17 protein-coding genes are annotated in these 21,249 nt (G+C 71.5%); 7 read left to right on the top strand and 10 right to left on the bottom strand.

The window, feature by feature from the left end:
- Nucleotides 1-58: 58 nt before the first annotated feature.
- Nucleotides 59-979, bottom strand: coding sequence for a LysR family transcriptional regulator (locus JMJ56_RS14750; protein ID WP_236037785.1), 921 nt, complete (start codon nucleotides 977-979; stop codon nucleotides 59-61).
- Nucleotides 980-1,263: 284 nt separating this feature from the next.
- On the opposite strand from JMJ56_RS14750, the gene JMJ56_RS14745 reads away from it, so the two are divergent.
- Both JMJ56_RS14745 and JMJ56_RS14740 read left to right on the top strand, forming a co-directional pair.
- A complete protein-coding gene (locus JMJ56_RS14745) occupies nucleotides 1,264-2,061 on the top strand; it encodes an enoyl-CoA hydratase-related protein (RefSeq protein ID WP_202832534.1) in 798 nt (265 codons plus the stop codon).
- A gap of 14 nt (nucleotides 2,062-2,075) precedes the next feature.
- On the top strand, nucleotides 2,076-3,086 hold the full coding sequence (locus JMJ56_RS14740; protein WP_202832533.1) for an NAD(P)H-dependent flavin oxidoreductase: 1,011 nt from the start codon (nucleotides 2,076-2,078) through the stop codon (nucleotides 3,084-3,086).
- A 19-nt stretch (nucleotides 3,087-3,105) separates the two neighbouring features.
- Here JMJ56_RS14740 and JMJ56_RS14735 read toward each other — a convergent pair whose 3' ends face one another.
- The 5 genes from JMJ56_RS14735 to JMJ56_RS14715 are packed head-to-tail and all read right to left on the bottom strand — an operon-like array spanning nucleotide 3,106 to nucleotide 11,988.
- On the bottom strand, nucleotides 3,106-4,635 hold the full coding sequence (locus tag JMJ56_RS14735; RefSeq protein ID WP_202832532.1) for a DHA2 family efflux MFS transporter permease subunit: 1,530 nt from the start codon (nucleotides 4,633-4,635) through the stop codon (nucleotides 3,106-3,108).
- A gap of 58 nt (nucleotides 4,636-4,693) precedes the next feature.
- Nucleotides 4,694-5,782 carry an HlyD family secretion protein gene (locus tag JMJ56_RS14730; RefSeq protein ID WP_202832531.1) on the bottom strand — a complete coding sequence of 363 codons (1,089 nt, stop codon included), beginning with the start codon at nucleotides 5,780-5,782 and terminating at the stop codon, nucleotides 4,694-4,696.
- Between the two features lie 10 nt (nucleotides 5,783-5,792).
- Nucleotides 5,793-6,284 carry a MarR family winged helix-turn-helix transcriptional regulator gene (locus JMJ56_RS14725; protein ID WP_202832530.1) on the bottom strand — a complete coding sequence of 164 codons (492 nt, stop codon included), beginning with the start codon at nucleotides 6,282-6,284 and terminating at the stop codon, nucleotides 5,793-5,795.
- Nucleotides 6,285-6,319: 35 nt separating this feature from the next.
- Complete coding sequence (locus JMJ56_RS14720; RefSeq protein ID WP_202832529.1) at nucleotides 6,320-10,117, bottom strand: translocation/assembly module TamB domain-containing protein; 3,798 nt, start codon at nucleotides 10,115-10,117, stop codon at nucleotides 6,320-6,322.
- A gap of 2 nt (nucleotides 10,118-10,119) precedes the next feature.
- Nucleotides 10,120-11,988, bottom strand: a complete 1,869-nt coding sequence (locus JMJ56_RS14715; RefSeq protein ID WP_202832528.1) for an autotransporter assembly complex protein TamA — start codon at nucleotides 11,986-11,988, stop codon at nucleotides 10,120-10,122.
- A gap of 64 nt (nucleotides 11,989-12,052) precedes the next feature.
- Between JMJ56_RS14715 and JMJ56_RS14710 the strand changes: the two genes are divergently transcribed.
- From JMJ56_RS14710 to JMJ56_RS14700, 3 genes are read left to right on the top strand one after another with little or no spacing between them, the layout of a single operon-like run.
- On the top strand, nucleotides 12,053-13,219 hold the full coding sequence (locus tag JMJ56_RS14710; RefSeq protein ID WP_202832527.1) for an amidohydrolase: 1,167 nt from the start codon (nucleotides 12,053-12,055) through the stop codon (nucleotides 13,217-13,219).
- Between the two features lie 23 nt (nucleotides 13,220-13,242).
- Nucleotides 13,243-14,112 (top strand): N-acetylmuramidase domain-containing protein, encoded by an 870-nt coding sequence (locus JMJ56_RS14705; protein WP_202832526.1) that lies wholly within the window; start codon nucleotides 13,243-13,245, stop codon nucleotides 14,110-14,112.
- A gap of 4 nt (nucleotides 14,113-14,116) precedes the next feature.
- Complete coding sequence (locus tag JMJ56_RS14700) at nucleotides 14,117-14,626, top strand: hypothetical protein (RefSeq protein WP_236037784.1); 510 nt, start codon at nucleotides 14,117-14,119, stop codon at nucleotides 14,624-14,626.
- Here the strand turns inward: JMJ56_RS14700 and JMJ56_RS14695 are convergent.
- Nucleotides 14,601-15,617 (bottom strand): P1 family peptidase, encoded by a 1,017-nt coding sequence (locus JMJ56_RS14695; protein WP_202832524.1) that lies wholly within the window; start codon nucleotides 15,615-15,617, stop codon nucleotides 14,601-14,603. The genes JMJ56_RS14700 and JMJ56_RS14695 overlap by 26 nt on opposite strands.
- 60 nt (nucleotides 15,618-15,677) lie before the next feature.
- On the opposite strand from JMJ56_RS14695, the gene JMJ56_RS14690 reads away from it, so the two are divergent.
- On the top strand, nucleotides 15,678-16,124 hold the full coding sequence (locus tag JMJ56_RS14690; protein WP_236037783.1) for a GNAT family N-acetyltransferase: 447 nt from the start codon (nucleotides 15,678-15,680) through the stop codon (nucleotides 16,122-16,124).
- Here JMJ56_RS14690 and JMJ56_RS14685 read toward each other — a convergent pair.
- The gene (locus JMJ56_RS14685; protein WP_202832523.1) at nucleotides 16,102-16,383 is read right to left on the bottom strand and encodes a hypothetical protein; all 282 of its coding nucleotides are present in this window, start codon (nucleotides 16,381-16,383) and stop codon (nucleotides 16,102-16,104) included. The genes JMJ56_RS14690 and JMJ56_RS14685 overlap by 23 nt on opposite strands.
- Nucleotides 16,384-16,508: 125 nt before the next feature.
- On the bottom strand, nucleotides 16,509-17,462 hold the full coding sequence (locus JMJ56_RS14680) for an alpha/beta hydrolase (protein WP_236037782.1): 954 nt from the start codon (nucleotides 17,460-17,462) through the stop codon (nucleotides 16,509-16,511).
- 74 nt (nucleotides 17,463-17,536) lie between these two features.
- On the opposite strand from JMJ56_RS14680, the gene JMJ56_RS14675 reads away from it, so the two are divergent.
- On the top strand, nucleotides 17,537-20,158 hold the full coding sequence (locus JMJ56_RS14675) for a bifunctional acetate--CoA ligase family protein/GNAT family N-acetyltransferase (protein ID WP_236037781.1): 2,622 nt from the start codon (nucleotides 17,537-17,539) through the stop codon (nucleotides 20,156-20,158).
- On the opposite strand, the gene JMJ56_RS14670 is transcribed toward JMJ56_RS14675, so the two are convergent.
- Nucleotides 20,159-21,037, bottom strand: coding sequence for a helix-turn-helix domain-containing protein (locus JMJ56_RS14670; RefSeq protein ID WP_202832521.1), 879 nt, complete (start codon nucleotides 21,035-21,037; stop codon nucleotides 20,159-20,161).
- Nucleotides 21,038-21,249 lie beyond the last annotated feature (212 nt).

Genomic DNA, 21,249 nt, shown 5'->3' with positions numbered 1-21,249 from the left:
GAAGACCAGCGCCACGCCGCACTCCGCCAAGGCCGCCGGGATCTCGGTCAGGCGGTCTTCAGTTGAGCAGCCTGTTCGCGCGCAACCGCGTCACCGCCAGGTCGACAAACGTCCTCACCTTCGCCGGCGCCTGACGTCCCTCGGGATACAAGACGTGGATGGGCAGCGGCGGCTCCTCGTAGTCGGCGAGTACGACCTGCAAGCGGCCTTCGAGCAGGGCAGGGCCGATCTGGTATTGAAGGACCCGCGTCAGCCCCCAGCCAGCCAGGGCAGCGGCGATGCCGGCCTCGTTCGTATTGCTTTGCAGCACGGGATGGACCGTCACGCGCTGATCCTGCGAGAACCTCCATTCCGGCGACGCCCAGGCGCCCGTCGACATGGCGATGCGGTGGTGCTTCAGGTCCTGCGGAGTCGCCGGGATGCCATGCCTCCCAAAGTAGGCGGGCGAGCCGCAGATGACGCGTCGGACCGTGCCGACCCTGGCGGCCGTGAACCCGGAATCCGAGAGATGCCCGATGCGGACCGCGACATCGATGCCTTCCTCGACGATGCTGACAGGACGGTCGACGAAAAGCGTCCGCGCCGACATGGTCGGATAGCTGTCGAGGTAGTCGGTCAGGATGGGCAGCACATGCATCTGGCCGAAAAGGACGGATGCCGTCACGGTGAGGGTGCCGGACGGCGTCGCGTAGGAGCCGGCAGCCGCGGCCTCCGCCTCGACGATATCGGCAAGGATGCGTCGGCAGTCTTCATGGTAGCGGCTGCCCGCCTCCGTGAGCTTTACGGACCGGGTGGTGCGGACCAGCAGCCGGGCGCCGATGGCTCCTTCGAGGGCAGCCACCGCGCGGGTCACGGCCGGGGCGCTCATGTGCAACAGACGGGCGGTCTCCGCGAAACTCGCCGTTTCGGCGACCTTCGCAAAGATCCGCATGGCCTGCCAACGGTCCATGACCTCTTTCCCCCGCCTCAGGCTGTCCAACCTTCGAGGGTAACGACTGCACCAGCTTATGTGAACGTGCCGCTGGGCGGTGGCGTGCGTGTCGGAGCTGCGCTTCCGACCGCGGACGTCGTCCCGGCCTGCTTCCCAACAGGGGCGAGCGGATCACGATCCGCGCCATTCGTGAAGAGTAGATTTAGCAACTATCGAAACCCGTAGCCTTCTCCCAAAAGCATCTTAGGCACCCCCGCTGAGGGTCCGGGCGGTTGGGGCCTTTTGTGCAACGACGAGGGATGTGCTTGGGTACCAATGGGAGGTACGAAGCCATGCCGAACGCCGACGCCAAACCTTTAAAAACGCAGCATTCAGGCGCCGCAGTTGAGAACATCGAAGTCTCGGTTGCCGATGGGGTCTGCACCGTGGTGATCGCGCGGCCGGAGAAGAAGAATTCGCTGACGCGGACCATGTATGCCGGTCTTGCATCGGCGATCGAGGAGAGTGCTGCTAACCCCGCCGTGCGCTGCTTGTTGCTGACCGGCGCGGGCGAGGTCTTCTGCGCCGGGAACGACATCGGCGAGTTCCAGAACCGCACGCCTGAGGACCCCAACGCCCCGCCGCCGAGCAAGCGCTTCTATTACGGCCTGGCGAATTACGAGAAGCCGATCGTCGCCGCGGTACCTGGCCTCGCCATCGGCATCGGCTGCACCATGCTGATGCATTGCGACATCGTCTATGCGGCGCCGGAGGCGCGGTTCCGCATGCCCTTCGTCGATCTCGGGCTGGTGCCGGAGCTTGGCTCCTCGATGATCGTACCCTGGATGGTGGGGCGGCAGAAGGCGGCGGAGCTGATGCTGCTCGGCGAGTTCTTCGGCGCCGAGGCGGCGCGGGAGATGGGCTTCGTCAACCGCATCATGGACCGCGCAGAGCTGCTGCCGAATGCGCGGGCGACGGCCGCTGTTCTGGCGGCGAAGCCGCCCGAGGCGATGCGGCTGACCCGGCGGCTGCTGCGGCAGCACCATGCCATCCTGCTCGAGCGGATGGAGGAGGAGAGGACTATCCTCGCCGCGCAGCTCCAGACCGCCGAGACCCAGGCCATCATGGCCAATGTGCTGAAGAAGCGCTGAAGGAGGAGCCCCGCATGTCGCTCGTCGAATTCCTGAAGGGCCGGCTCTCGCTGCCGCTCATCGGCTCGCCGCTCTTCATCATCTCCGTCCCCGACCTCGTCGTCGCACAATGCATGGCGGGGATCATCGGCGCCATGCCGTCGCTCAATGCACGGCCGGCAGAGCAGTTCGAAGAATGGGTGATCGAGATCAAGGAAAGGCTTGCGACGCATGATGCGCGGCATCCGGACCGGCCGGCGGCGCCATTCGCCATCAATCTCATCGTGCACAAGTCGAACGACAGGCTGGAACATGACCTTGCCATTTGCGTGAAGCACAAGGTGCCGCTGATCATCACCTCGCTCGGCGCGCGGCCGGAGGTGAACCAGGCGGTGCATTCCTATGGCGGCTACGTGCTGCACGACGTGATCAACCAGCGCTTCGCCCATAGCGCGGTCGACAAGGGCGCCGACGGGCTGGTGCTGGTCTGCGCCGGCGCGGGCGGGCATGCGGGGGCGCTCTCGCCCTTCGGCTTCGTGCAGGAGACGCGGGCCTGGTTCGACGGGCCAATCGCGCTGTCGGGTGCCATCGCCAACGGGCGGAGCGTGCTGGCGGCGGAGGCGCTCGGCGCCGACTTCGCCTATGCGGGCAGCGCATTCATCGCCACGCAGGAGGCGCGGGCGCAGACGGACTATCAGCAGATGATGCTGGAGTGCGGGGCGGAGGACATCATCTACACCAACCTCATCACCGGCGTGCACGGCAACTACATGAAGCCGAGCCTGAGGCGGGCCGGCCTCGACCCCGACAACCTGCCGCAAAGCGACCCGAGCAAGATGGACTTCAGCTCCGACCGGAAGAAGCGCTGGAAGGACATTTGGGGCGCCGGGCAGGGGATCGGCGCGGTGAAGGCGGTGGAGCCGGCGGGCGATGTGGTAGCGCGGTGGCGGCGGGAGTACCACGCGGCGCGGGCGCGGCTCGGGGCCGGGTGCCCGCTGGTAAACCCGGCCTGGGAGAAGGTGATGGAGGCGGCGGCGGCCGAGTAGGGCCGCCGCCCATGCTGCGTCAGTCCATCGCCGCATGCGCCGGGTCGGGCGCGGCGGCCTTGGGCGGGCGCTTCATCAGCGGCAGCAGGACGAGCATCGCCAGCGCCAGGATCATCAGCAGCCAGTAGTCGTCGGCATAGGCGATGATGCTGGCCTGGCGCGTGATCTCCTGGTTCAGCAGCGCGGCGCCGGGGATGGTGGAGGGGTCCCACCACCGGTGAATCGCCGGCATGTCGAAGACCCGGTTCAGCGGCGAGACATGCATCGCCAGGTCGGAGTGCACGATCTGCGTGTTGCGCGTCAGCATGGCCGACATCGCCGAGATGCCGATGGCGCTGCCGAGGTTGCGCAGCAGGCTGATGAGCGAGGTGCCGTCGGTGCGCATCACCGGGTCGAGGGTCGCGAAGGCGACGAGGTTCAGCGGGATGAAAACGAAGCCGAGGCCCACGCCCTGGAGGATGGTCGCGGTGACCAGCGTCCGCATCGAGACATCGGGCGTCCAGCCGGTCATCTCCCAGAGCGTCCAGGCAAGGATCAGCACACCAATCGCCATGACCTTGCGCGGGTCGAAGCGGCTGGCGAGCCGGCCGGCGACGAACATCGCGGCCATGGTGCCCAAGCCCCGGGGCGCCATCGCCAGGCCGGCGGTGAAGACCGGGTAGTTGCCGAGCGTCTGCAGGTAGGGCGCGAGCAGGGCCGAGGTGGCGAAGAGGATGGCGCCGACCGCGAACATGATGCCGAGCCCAGCGGCGAAGTTTCGGTCGCGGAAGATGCGCGGCGGGATGAAGGGACGCTCCGCCGTCGTCATGTGGACAAGGAAGAGGTAGAGGCCGAGCCCGGCGAGCACGGCTTCCACAATGATCTCGGTGGAGCCGAACCAGTTCAGCAGCTCGCCGCGGTCGAGCATGATCTGCAGGGCGCCGACGCCGAGCGCCAGGACGCCGAAGCCGAACCAGTCGAAGCGGCGGCCGGATCGCGACTCACCTTTTGGCAGGAAGAACATCAGCCCGAGCAGCGCCAGGATGCCGAAGGGCAGGTTCACGTAGAAGACCCAGCGCCAGTTCAGATTCTCTGTCAGGTAGCCGCCGAGGGTCGGGCCCAGGATCGGGCCGACCATCACGCCCATGCCCCAGATCGCCATGGCAGAGCCGCGCTGCTCTGCCGGGTAGATGTCCAGCATGGTCGATTGGCTGAGCGGCACCAGCGCGGCGCCGAAGGCACCCTGCAACAGGCGGAAGACCACCATCTGCTCGAGCGACTGCGCCGCGCCGCAGGCGACGGAGGCGAGGGTGAAGCCGCCGACGGAGGCGAGGAAGACCGCGCGCCTGCCGAAGCGAGTGACGAGGAAGCCGACCGGCGCGGTCAGGATGGCGGCCGCGGTGATATAGCTGGTCAGCACCCAGGTGATCTGGTCAGAGGTCGCGGCCAGGCCGCCCTGCATGTAGGGCAGGGCGACATTGGCGATGGTGCCGTCCAGCGCCTGCATCAGCGTCGCCACCATGGCGCAGACGGTGATGATGCCGCGATGCGGCACCGCTTGCTCGCTCATTGGAATGTCTGACCTGGTGGGGCTCCCGGGACGTCGCGCAGCGGTGTCGTGGGGAGAACTAGAAGATGTCGGACAGATGCCGCTCGTGGCCGGTGTCGATGGAGACGACGGCACTCATCCCGGCGCGTAGCGGCGGCGCGCCGTCTTGCGGCTCGACGCGGATGCGGACGGGGATGCGCTGTACCACCTTCACCCAGTTGCCCGAGGCGTTCTGTGCCGGCAGCACGCTGAAGGTGGAGCCCGAGGCAGGGCTTATGCTCTCGACCACGGCCTTCCACGTGATGCCGGGATAGGTATCAATGGTGACGGTCGCGGTGTCGCCCGGCTTCACATGGGTGAGGTCGGTCTCCTTCGGCAGCGCGTCCACCCAGATGCGATCGGAGGAGACAAGGGCGAAGGCGGGTGAGGCGGCCGCGAGGTACTGGCCAGGCTGTAGCGTCGAGACCTGCGTCACGGTGCCGGCGAAGGGCGCGCGAAGCGTGGTGTGGTCGAGCTGGCGCTGCGCCTCGGCGAGACGGGCGGCGGCTTCGAGGTAGTCCGGGTGTTGCTCGACCGGTTGGTCCGGTTTGCCGCCGAGCCTGGCCAGCTGGACCCTGGCCTGGGCGCGGAGCGATTCGAGCTGCTGCTGCGACTGCTGCAGGCCGTAGCGTGCCTGGTCATAGGCGGAGCGGGTGACGGCACCGCTGTTCACGATCTGAGCGGCGCGGTCGAAGGTGGCCTGGGCTAGGGTGACGGCAGCTTCCTGCGCCGCGGCGTCGCGCAGCATGCGCTGGTAGTCGGCCTGCATGGCGGCGAGGCTGAGCGAGGTTTGCTGGAGCTGCGCCCGGGCTTGGTCGAGGGCGTGGTGGAAGGGGGCGGAGTCGAGCTGAACCAGGACCTGGCCTTCCGTCACCCGGTCGCCCTCATGCACGGCGATGCGCTGGACGATGCCAGAGACGTCGGTTGCCAGCATCAGCCGGTCGGCCTGGACATAGGCGTCGTCGGTACCGGCATAACGGCCGCCGTTCAGCCAAAACAGGCCGGAGCCGGCGACGACGGCGAGGACGCCGCCGAGCATCAGTGCCAGGCGCAGCCAGCGGCGGCGCTTCGGCGGGGCGGGGCCGGCTTCCGTCTCGGGCTTCTCGATGCGGAGCGAACCTTCGGGCATGGGGCTACTCTCAGGCAGCGAAGTCGGCGTCTGTCTCGCCGGCCAGCAGGTTGGACTTCATCAGCAGCAGGGCATCACGCACCGCGGCGCGCTGGGCCTCGGGCAGGTTGCGGGTGGTGGTCGCGTCGAAGGCGGCCTTGGCCTCGTCGATCTCGGCCAGCACCGGCGCCGCCTCGGGCCGCAGGTGCAGGCGCCACACGCGGCGGTCGCTCAGGTCGGCGCGGCGCTCGATCAGGTTGCGTGCGGCCAAGCGGTCGACCAGGCGGCCGACGGTGATGGGCTCAACCTCCAGCAGCTCGGCCAGCTCGCGCTGGGTCAGGCCGTCATGCCGCCGCAGCCGGACCAGGATCACCCATTGGGCGCGGGTCATGCCATGCGCGCGGGCGACACGGTCCGCCATGGTGCGGATGAGCCGCGCCACATCGGTCAACAGGAGGAGGAGGTCATCATTCGGGGCGGTAGTCACGCCGGTGAATATAAGCCGCGTTACTATCGGCTGCATCAGGACGGTTAATCACGTCGCTGCGACTCAGAGCGTCAATATTCCAGCTCGTAGGAGAGGCCGATGCGGTCGCCGGCGGGGCCTGTCGCGGTCTGCCCCTCGACCTTGATGCGGGGGGTGATCTCTACTTGGACCCCGACGCCGGTCTGGCCGCCATTCGTCCCCTGGCGGACGCCAAGGAAGACGCCGGGCGCGACGTAGCGGCCGGCCTCGACCGTGGCGCCGGCGGTATTGCCCTGGGCGCCGCTGACGCCGAGGCGGTCGAGGCCGAGGGCGCTGCGGACGCGGTCGAGCGGGCCGCCGCCGGAGCCGCCGATGCCGGTGAGCTGGGCGACGGCGGCAGCGATCTGGGCGATCTCGAAGGGCGAGAGGTTGCTGGTGGCGCGGCCGAAGAGCAGGCGCGCGAGCACCTCGTCCTGTGGCAGCTCGGGGGTGGAGGTGAAGCCGATCTGAGGGGCATTGGCCGGGCCGGTCACGTTGACGGTGATGGTCGTGGCGCTGGCCGTCGCTTCCGCCGCCATGTCGAGCTGCGGGACGACGGTGCCGGCGTTGAAGCCGATGGTGCCGCGCCTGAAGGTCAGCGTGCGGGTCAGGATGTTGAGCGTGCCGCGGACCAGGTTGAGGCTGCCGGACGGGACCGGGGCGGCGACGGTGCCGCCGACGTTGATGGCGCCGCCCATCTCCACCTCGAGGCCGCGGCCGCGGATGAAGACGCGGCGAGCGCTGACCTTCACCGCGAGGTTCAGTGGCGGCGCGGCGGCGGCGGGCGGGCCGGACTTGGTCGTGGGCTGCGGCGCCGGGGGGATGACGCCGGGCGGCAGGCGGCCGCGCTGGCGGACATTGGCGAGGGTCGGGACGTTGGCGGGCAGCTTCTCGGGCACGCGGAGTTCGGCCTGCTCGATCCGCACCTCGCCGGCGACGGTGCCGCCGCCGGTGATGGGGCCCTTCACCGTGATGTCGGCGCCGATGGTCGCCGTGCCGAGGTCGGAAGCGACGGGGCGGGCGTTGCGGGCGGTTAGCACGAGGTCGGCGGGCAGGCCGGGGGCGCCGGCATCGATGTTGCCGCGGAGGCCGATGGTGCCGCCGCCCAGGGTCTTGCCCTCCAGCCGCTCGATGACGAGGCGGGTGCCCTCGCCGGTGATGATGCCGCCGATCTCGGAGAGGCGGACGCCGGTGGTCGGGTTGCGGTAGTCGCCGCCGGTGAGGGTGGCGCGGCCACCGAGGCGTGGGGTGCCGAGGCTGCCCTCGACCCTGAGCGCGAGGGCGAGACGGCCGGCAACGCGGTCGGCGCCGGCGGCCAGGAAGGGGCCGGCGAGCGGGGCGAGATTGAGCGACCCGTCGAGGCTGGCGACAAGGGGGGAGTCCAGGTCGAAGCCGCGCGGCAGGCGGGCGGTGGCGATAACGGTTCCGGCAGGGCCGGCGGCGATCTCGGCGCGGGCCTCGGTGGCGGTGCCCACCATGCTGCCCTCGGCGCGGAGCGTGACGGTCGGCAGGCCCCGGGCCCAGTCGGCGCCAAGGCCGATGCCGGTGCCGTTCAGCCGGGCGCGAATCTCGGGCCTTGCGACCGGGCCGGTGGCGCGGACCTCCCCGGTGATCATGCCCTGCGGCTTGAGGTCGGGGGCGAAGCGCTGGGCCAGCGCCAGGGGGAGCGCGGCAATGGTAACGCCGAGGTCGGTCCGCTCCGGCCCCCATCGGCCGGCGGCCTGGACACGGCCGCCATTTCCGATGGCGAGTGCCAGGTTGGAGATGTCGATGCCGCCATCGGCGCCATAGGTGATGCGGGCGGGGGTGCTGAGGCGGAGGGTCTCGCCCTGGGCCTCGGCCTGGAGGGCGGCGAGGTCGAGGCGGTAGGCGCCCGCCGCGGCGGCAAGGCGGCCGCGGCCCGAGAGTTCGCCCTGGGTCGTCTTGCCGCGAACCGTCCAATCGAGGGCGGCAGGAGTGCCGGCGACGGTGGCGGCGAGGTTGCCCTGCTGCCCGGCATAGGCGAGGCGGGGGACGTCGAGCTTGAGGTCGAAGCCCTGCACGCCGTCGCGTGGATCCAGCGTTGCATCAAGGGCGAGGCGGCCGGCAAGGCCCGCGAGCCCGGCGAGGCGGCCGAAGGGGGCGAGGTCGGCCGCTTCCAGCCGGGCGGTGCCGGCGAAGAGCTTCGCTGTGGTGTCGAGGCGCCCGGTGGCGGTGAACCGGGCGGGGCCGAGGCGTGCCTCGGCAGCCTCAATTTCCACCGCCTGACCGTCCGGGCGGCCGCGGAAGTCGAGGGCAACGGGCAGCCCGTCCAGCGTCGCGCGGAGCTGGGCGGTGCCGCGCGGAGCGGAGGCGGGGGTAGCGACCTGGGCGTCGAGGGCAAGGCCCTCCAGCACTCGCCCGGCGGCGGCGATCCGGCCGGAATGGGCCGAGATGGTGAGGTCGGGGTCGCCAAGCTTACCGGTGGCGCGGACGGTCGCCTCCAGCGCGCCCTCGGAGCCGGCACCGAGCACCTCCAGCCGGGGGAGGGAAAGGGTGGCGTCGAGGGCGATCGGCTCGGCGACCGTGCCCTTGGCTGCGAGGCGACCATTGGCGGCGTCGAGCGTCGCGTCGAAGGCCGGGCCGGGCAGAGCGGCATTAAGGGCGAGGCGCGGTGCCGGGCCGAGCACGGCATCGGCCTGGGGCACGCCGGTCGCCAGGGCCTCGGACGTCGCAGTCAGGGCGAAGGCGGGCTTCACCATAGTGCCGGTGACATGCGCCTCCGCAGTGAGGCCCTGCCAGGCGAGGCCGGCGGGGAGCAGGGGGCCGAAGCGGGTGCTCGCCGCCAGGGCGAGGTCGAGGCGGAGGTCGAGGGCCTCGGTGCCGAGATCGGCGGTGCCGCTGGCAGCGACGCGGCCGGCGGGAAGGGTCAGCTCCAGCTTTCGCAGTGCCAAGCGCTGATCGGGCGGCAGGTCGGCATCGAGGGCGAAGGCGAGGGGGATGGCAAGCGGGCGGATCGTCTCCGGCAGGAGGGGGCCGGCGCGGGCCTCGCCCTGGAGGGTGGCGCCGTAGCGACCATCGGGCGTTGCGCGGACGGTGCCGCTGCTGCTCAGCGCCACCTGCTGGCCGAGGCTGGCCTTGAGGTCGAGGGCGGCGCCGGAGGCGGGTCCGTCCAAGTTCAGGGTGACCTGAAGGGGGGCGTTGTCCCAGCCGCCTTCGGAGGGCGGGATGAAGTCGGCGATGAGGCCGCCCGGGGCTTCATCGAGCGTCAGGCGGGCCGCGAGGCGGTCGGCGCCGGGGGTGAGGGCGAGGGTCAGCGCCGCCGTCAGCGGGGCGTCGAGGCGCTTGAGATCGAGTTTCGCGGTGAGGTCACCGGCGGCGAGGCGGGCCTCGCCGTCGAGCGCGAAGGCGGCGGCCTGGCCGAGGACGGGCTGCGCCAGCTCAATGCGCTGGATGGCGAGGCGGTTCAGTTCCACCGCGACCGGGAGTTGCGGGAGGTGGGGAAGCACGGTGTCGGACGGAGGCTGCGGTTCGGCGGGCGCCGTCTCTCCGCCGGCGGGGAGGCGGGCGAGAGCGACGCGCGCCGCCTCGACGCGCTCGACGCGGAGGGTGCGGGAGAGCAGCGCCTTCAGGTCGAGATTGATGCGCCCGTCTTCCAAGACGACCCATTCGCCCGCGGCATCGGCATAGGCGAGGCGGGTGAAGCCGAGATGGCCGGGCAACGGGCCGTGCAGGCCCTCAATGTGAAGGCCCGGGACGAAGCCTTCCGCCTGGCGGGCGAGGAAGGCGCTGCCGCTCTCGGTGTTGATCCAGGCGAGGGCACCGATGACGGCGAGCACCGGCAGGAGGATCAGCAGCGCCAGGGCGCCGAGGAGCCATTTCAGCCAGCGCATGGTCAGAAGGCCTGGCCGATGCCGACATAAAGCCCATAGCCGGAGGAGCGCGGCTCCCGCACCACCGGCAGTGCGACATCGGCGCGGATCGGCCCGATGGGGGTGTAGTAGCGAAGGCCGAGGCCGGCGCCGACCCGCAGGTTCGAGGTATCGGGCAGCGAGCCGGTGCCGACCGTGCCGGTATCGACGAAGGCGACGGCGCCAATGTCGCCCCAGACCTTCTGCCGCCACTCCACGCTGGTCTCGAGCAGGCTGGCGCCGCCGGTCAGGCGGCCCTGCTCGTCGCGCGGGCCGATCGACTGGTAGTCGAAGCCGCGGACCGAGCCGCCGCCGCCGGCATAGTAGCGGATGTGGCGTGGCACGCTGTCCCGGTCGGCGCCGAGCAGCGAGCCGATGGTGCCGCGCACCGCAAGGATGCTGCGGCGGTCGGCGAAGACATCCCAGTAGGTGCTGGCCGTCACCCGGGTCGGCGCAAAGGGCTGGGCGTCGCGGATGCTGTAGGAGGGGCTGATGCTGCCCTCCAGCCGGTAGCCCTTCGATGGATCGAGCAGGCTGTCGGTACCGTCGTAGCGGCCGCCGAAGAGGACGCCGACGATCTGATAGGGGCTCAGCTTGCCGTCGGGCGGGCCGGAGGAGCCGAGATCGACGGTTGGGCCGGCGCGGACCGTGTACCGTTCGGAAAGGCGTCGCTCGAAGAGCAGCGATGCCGTGATGGCATCGCGGTCATACGCCTCCAACCGCTCGCGCAACGCGCCGATGCTGGCGATGAGGTTGAGGTCGCGGCCGAAGACGCCGGGGCTCGTATAGGTGACGCCGGTCCGGTAGGTCATCTCACTGAGCGCCCCGCCGGTGCCGATGCGGGCCACCTCGCCCTCGACGCGGAGCCGCTCCGCCCCCCCGAAGAGGTTGCGGTGCTCCCAGTAGACGCGGACGGAGGGACCGTAATTGGTCTCGTAAGCAGCGGTGATGCCGAGCGCGTGGCGGGCGCGCTCGGCGACGGTGAAGGTGGTGGGCAGACGGCCCTCGGCATCCAGCCGCTCGGCGGCGCGGACGCGGACGGAGCCGAAGGGGCCGAGCGCCATCAGCTCGCGTCGGGCCCGCTCCAGCCGGTCGGGGCTGTAGGCCTCGCCGGTGATGCGACCGGCCTGGCGGCGGAGGAAATCGGCATCGACGCGGACTGCGCCCTCGACCTGGGGCGGGGCGAAGCGGGCGACGGGGCCGGGGGCGAAGCGCCAGGCGATCTCCATCGTCTTCGCGCCATGATCCACCACCGTCTCCCGCCCGGCCATGGTGGCGAGAGGATGGCCGGCGGTGAGCAGGCGGTCGAGCAGGGTGCGCTCGGCGGCCAGCACCGGCTCGGCGCGGGCGACATCGCCCGGGGCAAGACCGAAGGGCCGGGCTGCCGCGGCGTCGAGGGCGGGCTGATCCCGCGGTTCCGTCGCGCGGATGGCGATGGTGCGGATGCGGTAGGGCTCGCCCTTCTCGACCGTGATGCGGATGGGGACGGGCTTCTCCGCCGGGGCTTCGAGCCGGGCGGGCAGGTTGGGGTCGGCGAGGGGCAGGCCGGCGATGCTGACCTGCGTGCTGCCGCCCCAATAGCCCTCGGATTGCAGCGCCTGCTGGAGCCGCTCGCGGTCGCCCTGGGCGCGGCCGATCACCCCGCCGGCGCTGGTCGGCGCCGACCCCCGAAGTGCCACGAGCTGGGAGACCGCGGCAAGAGAGGCGTCCAGGCTGGAATCGCCGCTCGGCGCAATCTCCACCGTGTAGGGGAGGACGGCCGGGTCCGGCTCCTGCGCCTGCGACCAAGGGACGAGCATGGGCGCAAGCAGCAGGGCAAGAATGATCGGGATGCGGCGCAATCGATACAGCACGGGGGCGAAAGCAACTTCCGGGCTCAGGGTTCCCTCTGGAGATAGGGGGGATTAGGCTTCTCGCATGGACCAGACGCTTGCTGAAACGCTCGCCGGGTGGCGCCGCCACCTGCATGCCCATCCGGGCCTTACCCTGCATGAGGGGGAAACGGCCGCCTTCGTCGCGGCGAGGCTGCGGGAGATGGGGATCGAGGTCACCGAGGGGGTCGGCGGGCATGGGCTGGTCGCCACCTTGCGGCGGGGCCCGGGGGCGCAAGGCGGGGGATCGAACCGCTCGGTCGGGCTGCGGGCCGACATGGATGCGCTGCCGATCCAGGAGCTGAACGAGGCACTGCCCTACCGCTCCACCCTCCCAGGCGTGATGCATGCCTGCGGCCATGACGGGCATACGGCCGCGCTGCTCGGCACCGCCGCGCTGCTCCAGCAGGACCAGGGTTGGACGGGGACCGTGCAGCTTGTCTTCCAGCCGGCCGAGGAGGGGGGCGGCGGGGCGCGGGCGATGATCGCCGACGGGCTGTTCCAGCGCTTCCCGATGGAGCGCATCTTCGGCTGGCACAACTGGCCGGGGCTGGAGGCGGGGACCGTCGCCGTGCATGAGGGGCCGGTGATGGCCGCCGGTGCGCGCTTCGAGATCGTGCTGACCGGCCATGCGGGCCATGCCGCCCTGCCGCACCTGACGCGCGATCCGATGGTCGGCGCCGGGCATTGCATCATCGCCCTGCAATCCATTGTCGCCCGCAACATCGACCCGATGCAGGCGGCGGTGGTCAGCGTGACCGTCGCCGAGGCGGGCGAGGCACAGAACCAGGTGGCGCGCCAGGCCGTGCTGAAGGGCACGGCGCGCTGGCTGACGCCGGAGACGGGCGAGGCGATCGAGGCCGCCATGCGGCGAATCGCGGCCGGCATCGCCGCGACCTTCGGGCTGGAGGCGGAGGTGGAGTTCAAGGTCGGCGTCGAGCCCACGGTGAACCACCCGGCCGAGCGGGAGCTGGCGGCCGTCGCCGCCGGCGCGGTGACCAAGGTGCGGCGGGACCTGCCGCCGGCGATGACGGGGGAGGATTTCTCCTTTTTCCTGAAGGAGGTGCCGGGCGCCTTCGTCTGGATCGGCAACGGACCGGGCGAGGGCGGACGGGAACTGCATAACCCGGCCTACGACTTTAACGACGCCATCCTGCCGGTGGCGAGCGGCTACCTTGCCGAAGTGGCGAAGCGGGCTCTCGCCGGGGCATAATCCCCGGTGGAGGGTACCAGACCATGGTGGGGGTGATCTCGAAAGGTGTCGGCCGCGGGCGGATGAATGATCCAACCGATGTGCTGGTGGTGGAGCAGTTGCTCGTCCGGCACGGGCGCTGGACCTTTCCTCAGGGCCTCCCGGTGGCGAACGGCACCGCGGATGCGGCGACCTTCGCCGCCATCGAAGCCTTCCAGCGCAACGCCATGGGGCTGCTGAAGCCGGACGGGACGGTCGATCCCGGCGGGCTGACCATCCGCTTTCTCGACCGGCCGATCATTCCCGGGCCGCGGCACAAGGTCTTCCGCGAGATCTGCTGGGTGCGGCCGGAGACCTCCTCCATCACCCCCGCCCTGGTCGAAGCGGCGGCGAAGACGCTCGGCTGCGAGGTGGCGGCGGTCAGGGCGGTGGCGCAGGTAGAAACCAAGCGCTCGCCCTGGGACGAGGAGGGGCGGCCGACCATCCTCTTCGAGCGGCACAAATTCCGGACGCATACCGGCGGCGGCTATAACCGCTCGCATCCCGACCTGTCCGGGCCGCAGGGCGCCTACGGCAAGTTCAGCGCACAGTATCCGAAGCTCCGACGTGCCGCCCTGCTGGACGAGGCGGCGGCGCTGAAGTCTGCTTCCTGGGGCACCTTCCAGATCCTCGGCGAGAACCATGACGCGGCCGGCTACAAGACGGTCGAGGCTTTCGTCGATGCGATGATGGAGAATGATGCCCGGCATCTCGAGGCCTTCGTCGCCTTCGTCAACGCCAACAAGGGGATGCGGAAGGCGCTGCAGGACAGGAACTGGGCCGGCTTCGCCTCGCGCTACAACGGGCCGGACTACAAGAAGAACGACTACGACACCCAGATGAAGGCGGCTTATGAGCGTCTCAGCAAGTCCTAGCCTGTTGCTGCTGGCTGCACTGGTCGCAGCGGCGCCGGCGAGGGCGGGCGGGCCCGATCTCGCAGCCGAGGCGCGGGCCGGGCTGCCGGTCGCGGGCGGGTTCGAGGCGGCGGCGCCGCGGCGCTGGTCGCCGGCGCGCGGCGTCACCCTGACCCTGTTGCCGGTGCGCTTCGCGCCACGGGTGCCGGGCTTCCCCAACCAGCAGCGCTGGTGCGGGCTGGCGATCGGCGGGGCGGGGGCAACGGAGAGTCTCGTCACGGTCGGCACCGACTGGACCGAGGCGGTGAGCTGCGACGGGCTGCGCGAGGCGGGGGAGGTGCCGGCAGCGGCAGGCGTGCCGCGCTTTGCCCTAATCTATGCGGCAAGTTCGCCCAATGCGGCGGCGCGGGTGCCGGTGATCCTGCGCTGGGAGGCGGGGCGGGCAGTGCTGGATGCCGAGGCCTCGCAGCGGGTGGACGAGGCGGGCCAGGGCGGCAGCCTGGAGCGGATCAGGGCGGCGCTCCGTCAGCGTTGAGGTCGCGCCAGGCGGGGCGGTCGCCAAGTGCGGTCGCGTGGAAGACGCCGCGTGCCACCGCCCGCGCCAGGGTCGAGGCCGCCAGATGGCCGAGGCGGGCGAGCATGCCGGGGCCGGTCAGCGGCAGGTGGCCCGTCGCCAGGACGAAGACGCTGTCGCCGTCGAAGGGCGTGTGGATTGGGCGGATGGCCTGGGCGAGGCCGTCGGCGGCCATGATGGCCAAGCGCTGCAGGTCGCCCTTGTCGAGCCGGGCGTTGACGGCGACGACGGCGATGGTGGTGTTGGCCATCGGGTTGACCGCGGAGCCGAGGGGCAGGGGCATTTCCGGCTCCGGCCGCCAGCCGGCAGGGGGCGGGCCGAGGCCGCCGAACTCGTCGTCCATCTCATGCGGCCAGGCCCAGAAATGCCGGCTGCCGGGCATGACCGCGCTGCCGAAGCTGTTGACGGCGGCGAGTGCGCCGATCTGCACCCCGTCGGCGGTGACGGTGCTGGCGCTGCCGAGGCCGCCCTTCACCCGGCCGGAGCGGGCGCCGAGTCCGGCCCCGGCATTGCCGAGGGCGAAGTCCTGGCCGATTGCGGCCAGCGCGGTGCGGCCGAGCGTGGCATAGGGCGGCGCCTCACCCCATGCCTTGTCGCCGCCATTCATCAGGTCGAATAGGATGGCGCCGGGCACCACGGGCACCGTCGTTCCGCCGAAGGCGGCGCCGCGGCCGCGGGCGCCGAGCGTGGCGACCACGGCGCCGGCCGCGTCCAGCCCGTACATGGAGCCGCCGGAGAGGGTGACGGCATCGACCGTGTTGCCGATGCTCGCAGGATCGAGGGACTGGATGTTGAGCGTGCCCGGCGCGCCGCCCCGAATCTCGGCGGCGGCGGGGCAGCGCTCCACCGGGTAGATCACGGTGGTGCCGGTGCGGATACCGTGGTCCTCGGCCTGGCCGACGAGGATGCCATCGACATCGGTGATGAGGTTGCGCGGGCCGGGGCGGATCATGTGATGAAGCCTCGCATGGCGGGCGACGCCACGCTATCCGGGGGCATGGAATGGCGAAGGATGACCGAAGCGGACTTGCCGAGGGTGGTGGCGCTGGCTGCGGCGGCGCATCCGCAGCATCCCGAGAAACCGGCGGTCTTTGCCGAGCGGCTGGCGCTGGCGCCCGGCTTCTGCTGGGTTCTGGGCGAGGGTCGGGGCTATGCGCTGGCGCACCCCTGGGCGGGGCCGGTGCCGCCGCTCGACTCGCTGCTCGGCGCGCTGCCCGCCGCGGCGGAGGTGCTGCATCTGCATGACATCGTGCTGGCGCCGGAAGCCCGCGGCGCGGGAGAGGCCGCGGCGATGGTGGCGCGACTGGCGGCGTCGGGAGCGGCCAGCGGGCTCGGGCGGATGACGCTGGTCGCGGTGGCGGGGAAGGCCGGGTACTGGCAGCGGCTCGGCTTCACGCCGCTGGCGGAGGTGGCTGGCTACGGGGCGGGTGCCTCGCTCATGGCGCGTCCGTTGCGCTGAGGCGGCGGGAGTCGGCTGCTGCCTGGGCCGCCTTCGGGTCGTCAAAGAGGCAGGTGCGGCTGGCCTCGAGGCGTTGCCATTCGCGGCCGCGCAGCAGGTGATGGAGGCACTCGCGCCGGCGGTCGGCGAGGAACTTCGCCTCGACCCAGGCCTCGGCCGGCATGCCGGGCGGCAGCAGGACCTGGAGCCGGGCCATGACGCAGCCGGCGGGCAGGGCGAGCCCCTGCGTGAGGAAAAGGCCGGGTGCGCGGCTCGGCATGCTCCGGCCGGTATTGCGGCGGTGGGGTGACATGCTCGATGAGGAAGTCCCGCATGCGCAGCCTCCTCTCCCCTCGGTGCTCGTGGGCCGGGGGGAGATATGCCATCCGGTGAGCGCCGTCTGCGTCAGCCTTCGCCGAACCGGGCGCGGAGCCAGGCGCCGGCGGCCACGACGGAGCGGTCGGCCGCGCCGACATGGCCGAGGGCGCGGAGGAAACCATGCACCGTGCCGGGGAAGAGTTGCGCCTCGAGCGCAACGCCGGCGGCCCGCAGGGCTTCGGCCATGGCATGGTTCTCATCGGCGAGGATGTCGAGCTCGGCGATGTGGAGCAGGCAGGGAGGGAGGCCCGCAAGCTTGGCGCGGAGCGGGGCGGCCAAGGGGTTCAGCCGGTCGGCGGGGCGGGGGGCATAGGCGTTCCAGTAGAAGCCCATGCGCTCCTCCGTCAGGCCGTAGCCGGTGGCGAATGCGTGGTAGCTCGGGCGGTCGAGGCGGCTGTCGAAGACGCCGTAGTTCAGCAGCAGCCCGCGAAGCGGAACCGGGACGCCGCCGTCGCGGAGCGACAGGGCAACGCCCATGGCCAGGTTGGCGCCGGCGGAATCGCCGCCCACAACGATGCGGGCGGCATCGAGCCCCCAGGCGGCGCCCTCGGCGGCGACCCAGCGCAGCACGCCCTCGCATTCCTCGAGCGCCTGGGGGAAGACGGCTTCGGGGCTCAGCGCATAGTCCGGGCCGATGACGGCGCAGCAGGCGGCGGCGGCGTATTCGCGCATCAGCCGGTCATGCGTGTCGATGCTGTTCCAGACCCAGCCGCCGCCATGCAAGTAGAGCAGCACGGGATGCGGGCCGGGTCCGGCCGGCAGGTGGACGCGGCACTGGATGCGCCGCCCGCGGACGGGAAGCCATCGGTCCTCGCCCACGGCGAGGGCGGGGCCGCCGGCGGAAAGCGGGGCGTTCAGCGCCTCCGTCAGGGCGCGCGGTCGGTCGAAGGGGAGTTCGAGGCGGATCGGCGGCAGGGCGGTGGCACGTTCCTCCATCATCCGATTGAAGGCCAGCATTTCCGGGTCGAGGCGGGGGTCCATCGGGCGTCTCCTGCGGTGCCGACTCATGGTTGCCGCTCCGCGCGGTCAGGTCCATGTTGCGGTGCATCATGTCGATGATGACCCCCCGCAGCACTGCCCCCGGCTACCACGCGCACTGCCTGTTCAGGCCACGCAGCCTGGTGCTGGTGGCCGATCCCGGGCAGCCGGAGGCGGCGGTGCTGGCTGCCAACATCGCCGCAGGCGGCTTCGAGGGCCGGGCCTATGCGGTGGGGATGCCGGTGCCCGGGCTGCTGCCGTCCGAATCGGTCGAGGCACTGCCGGAGGCACCAGACCTCGCCGTGCTCTGCCTGCCGCCGGCTGTGCTGGAGCCAGCCATGGCCGCGCTGGCGGGACGGGGCTGTTTCGCCGCCATCGTGCCGGGGCCGGGGCCGGACCTCGCCGGCATCTCGGCCCGGACGGGGGTGCGGGCGTTGGGGCAGGGGAGTTTCGGCCTCTGCATCCCGGCGATCGGGCTGAATGCCTCGCTATCGCATATCCAGCCCGCGGCGGGGCGGCTGGCGCTGGTGACGCAATCGGCGGCGCTGGCGCGGGCGGTGATCGACTGGGCGGCGGCGGAGAAACTCGGCTTCAGCCATGTGGTCGGCATCGGCGGCAATGCGACGCTCGGCTTCGCCGCCTCGCTCGACTGGCTGGCACGGGATGCGGGGACGGGCGCGGTACTGCTCGACCTGCGGCGGGTCAGGAACCGGCGGGCCTTCGTCTCGGCTGCAAGGGCGACGGCCAGGACCCGGCCGGTGATGGCGATCCGCGCCGGGGGGCGGAGCGGTGACGCCTCAGGCCTCGCCGATGCAGTGATGGAGGCGGCACTGCGCCGCGCCGGCGTGCTGCGCGTCTCGGGGCTTGAGGATCTGCTCTCGGCGGCGGAGACGCTGGCGCGGGTGCGGTTGCGGCCGGGGGTGCGGGAAGCGCGGGTCGCCATTGTCACCAATGGGATCGGGCTCGGGCACCTGGCGGCGGATGCGCTGGTCGCCGGGGGTGGGTGCCTGGCCGAGCTGCGGCCGGAATCGCTTGCGGCCTTCAGGCTGCTGCTGCCGCCGGGGTGGGTGGCAGGCAACCCGCTCTCGCTCGGCCCGGCGGCGGGGCCGCGGCTGGCCGAGGCGGCGGCGATGCTGGCCGGGCTGCCGGAGGTGGATGCGGTCCTTGCCCTGCATGCCCCGGCGCCGGGCGAGGCCCCGCCCGAGGCGGCCGATGCGGCGGCGGAGGCAATGATCGCGGCGGCCCGGACCGGCCCTGGACGGGCCGCGCCGATCCTCGTCGGCTGGGCCGGGCAGGCGACGGCCGGGCGGCAGCGGCGGCGGATGGCTGAGGCGGGCCTCGCCGTCTTCGCCACGCCGGAGGCGGCGGCACGGGGCGCGCTGCACCTCGCCGCGGATCGCCGGAACCGCGCCGCAGCCGCTGAGCTGCCCTCGCGCGAGGTTCTGGAGCTGGCGCCGGACCGGGCGGCGGTGCGGCGCATCCTTGCCGAGGCGCGGGCGGCGCGGCGGCTGACGCTGACGGCGGCGGAGGCGCTCGGCGTGCTCGCCGCCTATGGCATCCCGACCGTGCCGGGCCGGCATGCGGCGGGGCCGGCGGAGGCGGCGGATGCGGCGGCGATGCTCGGCTTCCCGGTTGTGCTGAAGGTCCTCAGCCCGGACATCCCGCACAAGAGCGATGTCGGGGGCGTGGTGACCAACCTCGTCAGCCCGGGCGCGGTGCGTACGGCGGCGGAGGCGATGCTGGCGCGCATCCGCGTGGCGCGGCCCGGGACGCAGATCGAAGGGCTGCTGGTGCAGCGGCAAGCCGCGCGGGCACTCGAATTGCGGCTACGGCTCGGTGAAGATGCGATGTTCGGGCCCTGGATCGGCTTCGGCCAGGGGGGGACGGCAGCGGATATCGCGGCCGACGAGGCGCATGACCTGCCGCCGCTGAACCTGGCGCTGGCCGACCAGCTCATCGGCCGGTCGCGAACAGCGCGGCTGCTGAGTGGCTTCCGCGACCACCGCCCGGCCGACCGAGCGGCGGTGGCGGAGGCGCTGGTGCGGCTCTCCCAGATCGCGGTGGATTTCCCGGAGGTGGCGGGGCTGACCGTCAATCCGCTCTTTGCCGATGCCCAGGGGGTGCTGGCTGTCGATGCCAAGCTGGCGCTGCGGCCGATCGGCGAGGCGGGGGAACTGGCGATCCCCCCCTATCCGGCGGAGCTCGAGCGGCCCTTCCGCACCCGGTCGGGGGACGCACTGACGATCCGTCCGATCCGGCCGGAGGATGCGGCGGCGCTCGGCGAGGCCTTTCGCCGGCTGGACCCGGAGGATGTCCGGCGGCGCTTCTTCTCCCCGCTGCGGGAGCTGTCGCCGGCGCTGACGGCGCGGCTGACGCAGATCGACTACGACCGGGAGATGGCCTTCATTGGCTGCGACGAGACGGGGGCGATCCGCGGCGTGGCGAGGCTGATCCGCGACCCGGTGGGGCCGGCGGCGGAATTCGCCGTGATCGTCGAGCCGGCGATGAAGGGTCAGGGGCTCGGGCTGCACCTGATGGAGCGGCTGTTCGCATGGGGCCGCGCCACAGGCGTGACGGAGGTGGCCGGTCAGGTCCTGGCCGACAATCGGCCGATGCTGGCCTTCGTCCGCAGCCTCGGCTTCAGCCTCCAGCGGTCGCCGGAGGAGGAGGATGTGATGGAGGCGCGGCTGCCGCTCTGATCAATCCGCCCGGGTGGCGGCGATGAGCTCGCGCACCCGGGCGGCGGCCGTGGCACCCTTCAGCGCATCGCGCCAGGCGGCCTCGGCGACGCGCTGGTGGACGGAGATCGCCTCATCCGCCGCGGTGATCATGGCGACGCCGAGCCCGGCGGTGGGCGGCGCGTCGGGCGGAAAGGGGCTGCCGACGACATGGGCGCGGTCGCGGCCGCGCAGCACGATGAAGGCGCCCGAGGGGTCCGGCCCGGCGGTTAGGCCGAGCTGGAGGCCGATGGGAACGCTCTCCATCATGGTGGCGATGCTCTCCGCCTCGGCGACTGCGGCGGCGCGGCAGCGCGCGCGGCTGCGCTCCGACAGCGGGATGCCGGCAGCGACGCCGTCCTGCAGGAAGCGGCGCAGCGCCGCCTCGGACAGGATGCCGATGATGTTGGGGCGGCGCTGTTGATGCAGCTTCTTGCGGGCGGCGAGCAGGCCAAGCGCCTGGTCGGCCATGGAGCGGGCGGGAACGCGGTCCGGCGCCGCATCGGCCGCCTCGGTCCATGCCTCGGCGAGCGCGCCCTCGAAGGCATCGGTTGAGACCTGGTAGCAGAGCGCGCCGCCGACCATGAGGATCTGGTCGGCCTGCTCCTCGACCTGGCGCAGCCGCTCCTGGAAGGCGACGGGGCGGGAGAAATATTCGACTCCGATCCCGAGCAGGGAGAGGGGCGAAATCTTCAGCAGCTCGGCAAGGCGTCGGATCGTGTCCAGCTTGATGACCTCGCCCTTCTCATAACGATAGAGCGCGGCGCGTGAGACGCCGAGGCGGGCCGCAATTTCCTCCGCCCTGAGGCCCGACTCGAGGCGATAGGCCCGCAATTGCTGCCCGATATCCGCAAACCGCATCCTAGCCTCCGGCTCCCCAGGCCTTGCCATCCTGGCGATGTGACTCGACCATGGAATGGTTAGGTTTTTGAGAAGATATCTCGCGCCCGCATGGGACTCGCAAAAAACCTTGCCTCGCTCGCCTTGCGAAATCAAGACATGGGAACTTCTGCGACATGTTCATACATGTCGGCAACCCCGCAGGATGTGAAGTAGGGTGGCCGCACACGCAT

Source organism: Belnapia arida, assembly GCF_016773205.1.
In the GTDB taxonomy this organism is placed as follows: Bacteria; Pseudomonadota; Alphaproteobacteria; order Acetobacterales; family Acetobacteraceae; genus Belnapia; species Belnapia arida.
Note: the sequence above shows the minus strand (reverse complement) of the source record. Positions and strands in the feature narration are given on the sequence as shown.

Bases quoted from the DNA above. Each gene is read 5' to 3' on its own strand.
- JMJ56_RS14670 (WP_202832521.1), bottom strand. From the start codon at position 21,037: ATGCGGTTTGCGGATATCGGGCAGCAATTGCGGGCCTATCGCCTCGAG.
- JMJ56_RS14720 (WP_202832529.1), bottom strand. From the start codon at position 10,117: ATGCGCTGGCTGAAATGGCTCCTCGGCGCCCTGGCGCTGCTGATCCTC.
- JMJ56_RS14740 (WP_202832533.1), top strand. From the start codon at position 2,076: ATGTCGCTCGTCGAATTCCTGAAGGGCCGGCTCTCGCTGCCGCTCATC.
- JMJ56_RS14725 (WP_202832530.1), bottom strand. From the start codon at position 6,284: ATGCAGCCGATAGTAACGCGGCTTATATTCACCGGCGTGACTACCGCC.
- JMJ56_RS14745 (WP_202832534.1), top strand. From the start codon at position 1,264: ATGCCGAACGCCGACGCCAAACCTTTAAAAACGCAGCATTCAGGCGCC.
- JMJ56_RS14710 (WP_202832527.1), top strand. From the start codon at position 12,053: ATGGACCAGACGCTTGCTGAAACGCTCGCCGGGTGGCGCCGCCACCTG.
- JMJ56_RS14680 (WP_236037782.1), bottom strand. From the start codon at position 17,462: ATGGACCCCCGCCTCGACCCGGAAATGCTGGCCTTCAATCGGATGATG.
- JMJ56_RS14705 (WP_202832526.1), top strand. From the start codon at position 13,243: ATGGTGGGGGTGATCTCGAAAGGTGTCGGCCGCGGGCGGATGAATGAT.
- JMJ56_RS14735 (WP_202832532.1), bottom strand. From the start codon at position 4,635: ATGAGCGAGCAAGCGGTGCCGCATCGCGGCATCATCACCGTCTGCGCC.
- JMJ56_RS14695 (WP_202832524.1), bottom strand. From the start codon at position 15,617: ATGATCCGCCCCGGCCCGCGCAACCTCATCACCGATGTCGATGGCATC.
- JMJ56_RS14730 (WP_202832531.1), bottom strand. From the start codon at position 5,782: ATGCCCGAAGGTTCGCTCCGCATCGAGAAGCCCGAGACGGAAGCCGGC.
- JMJ56_RS14675 (WP_236037781.1), top strand. From the start codon at position 17,537: ATGATGACCCCCCGCAGCACTGCCCCCGGCTACCACGCGCACTGCCTG.
- JMJ56_RS14690 (WP_236037783.1), top strand. From the start codon at position 15,678: ATGACCGAAGCGGACTTGCCGAGGGTGGTGGCGCTGGCTGCGGCGGCG.
- JMJ56_RS14685 (WP_202832523.1), bottom strand. From the start codon at position 16,383: ATGCCGAGCCGCGCACCCGGCCTTTTCCTCACGCAGGGGCTCGCCCTG.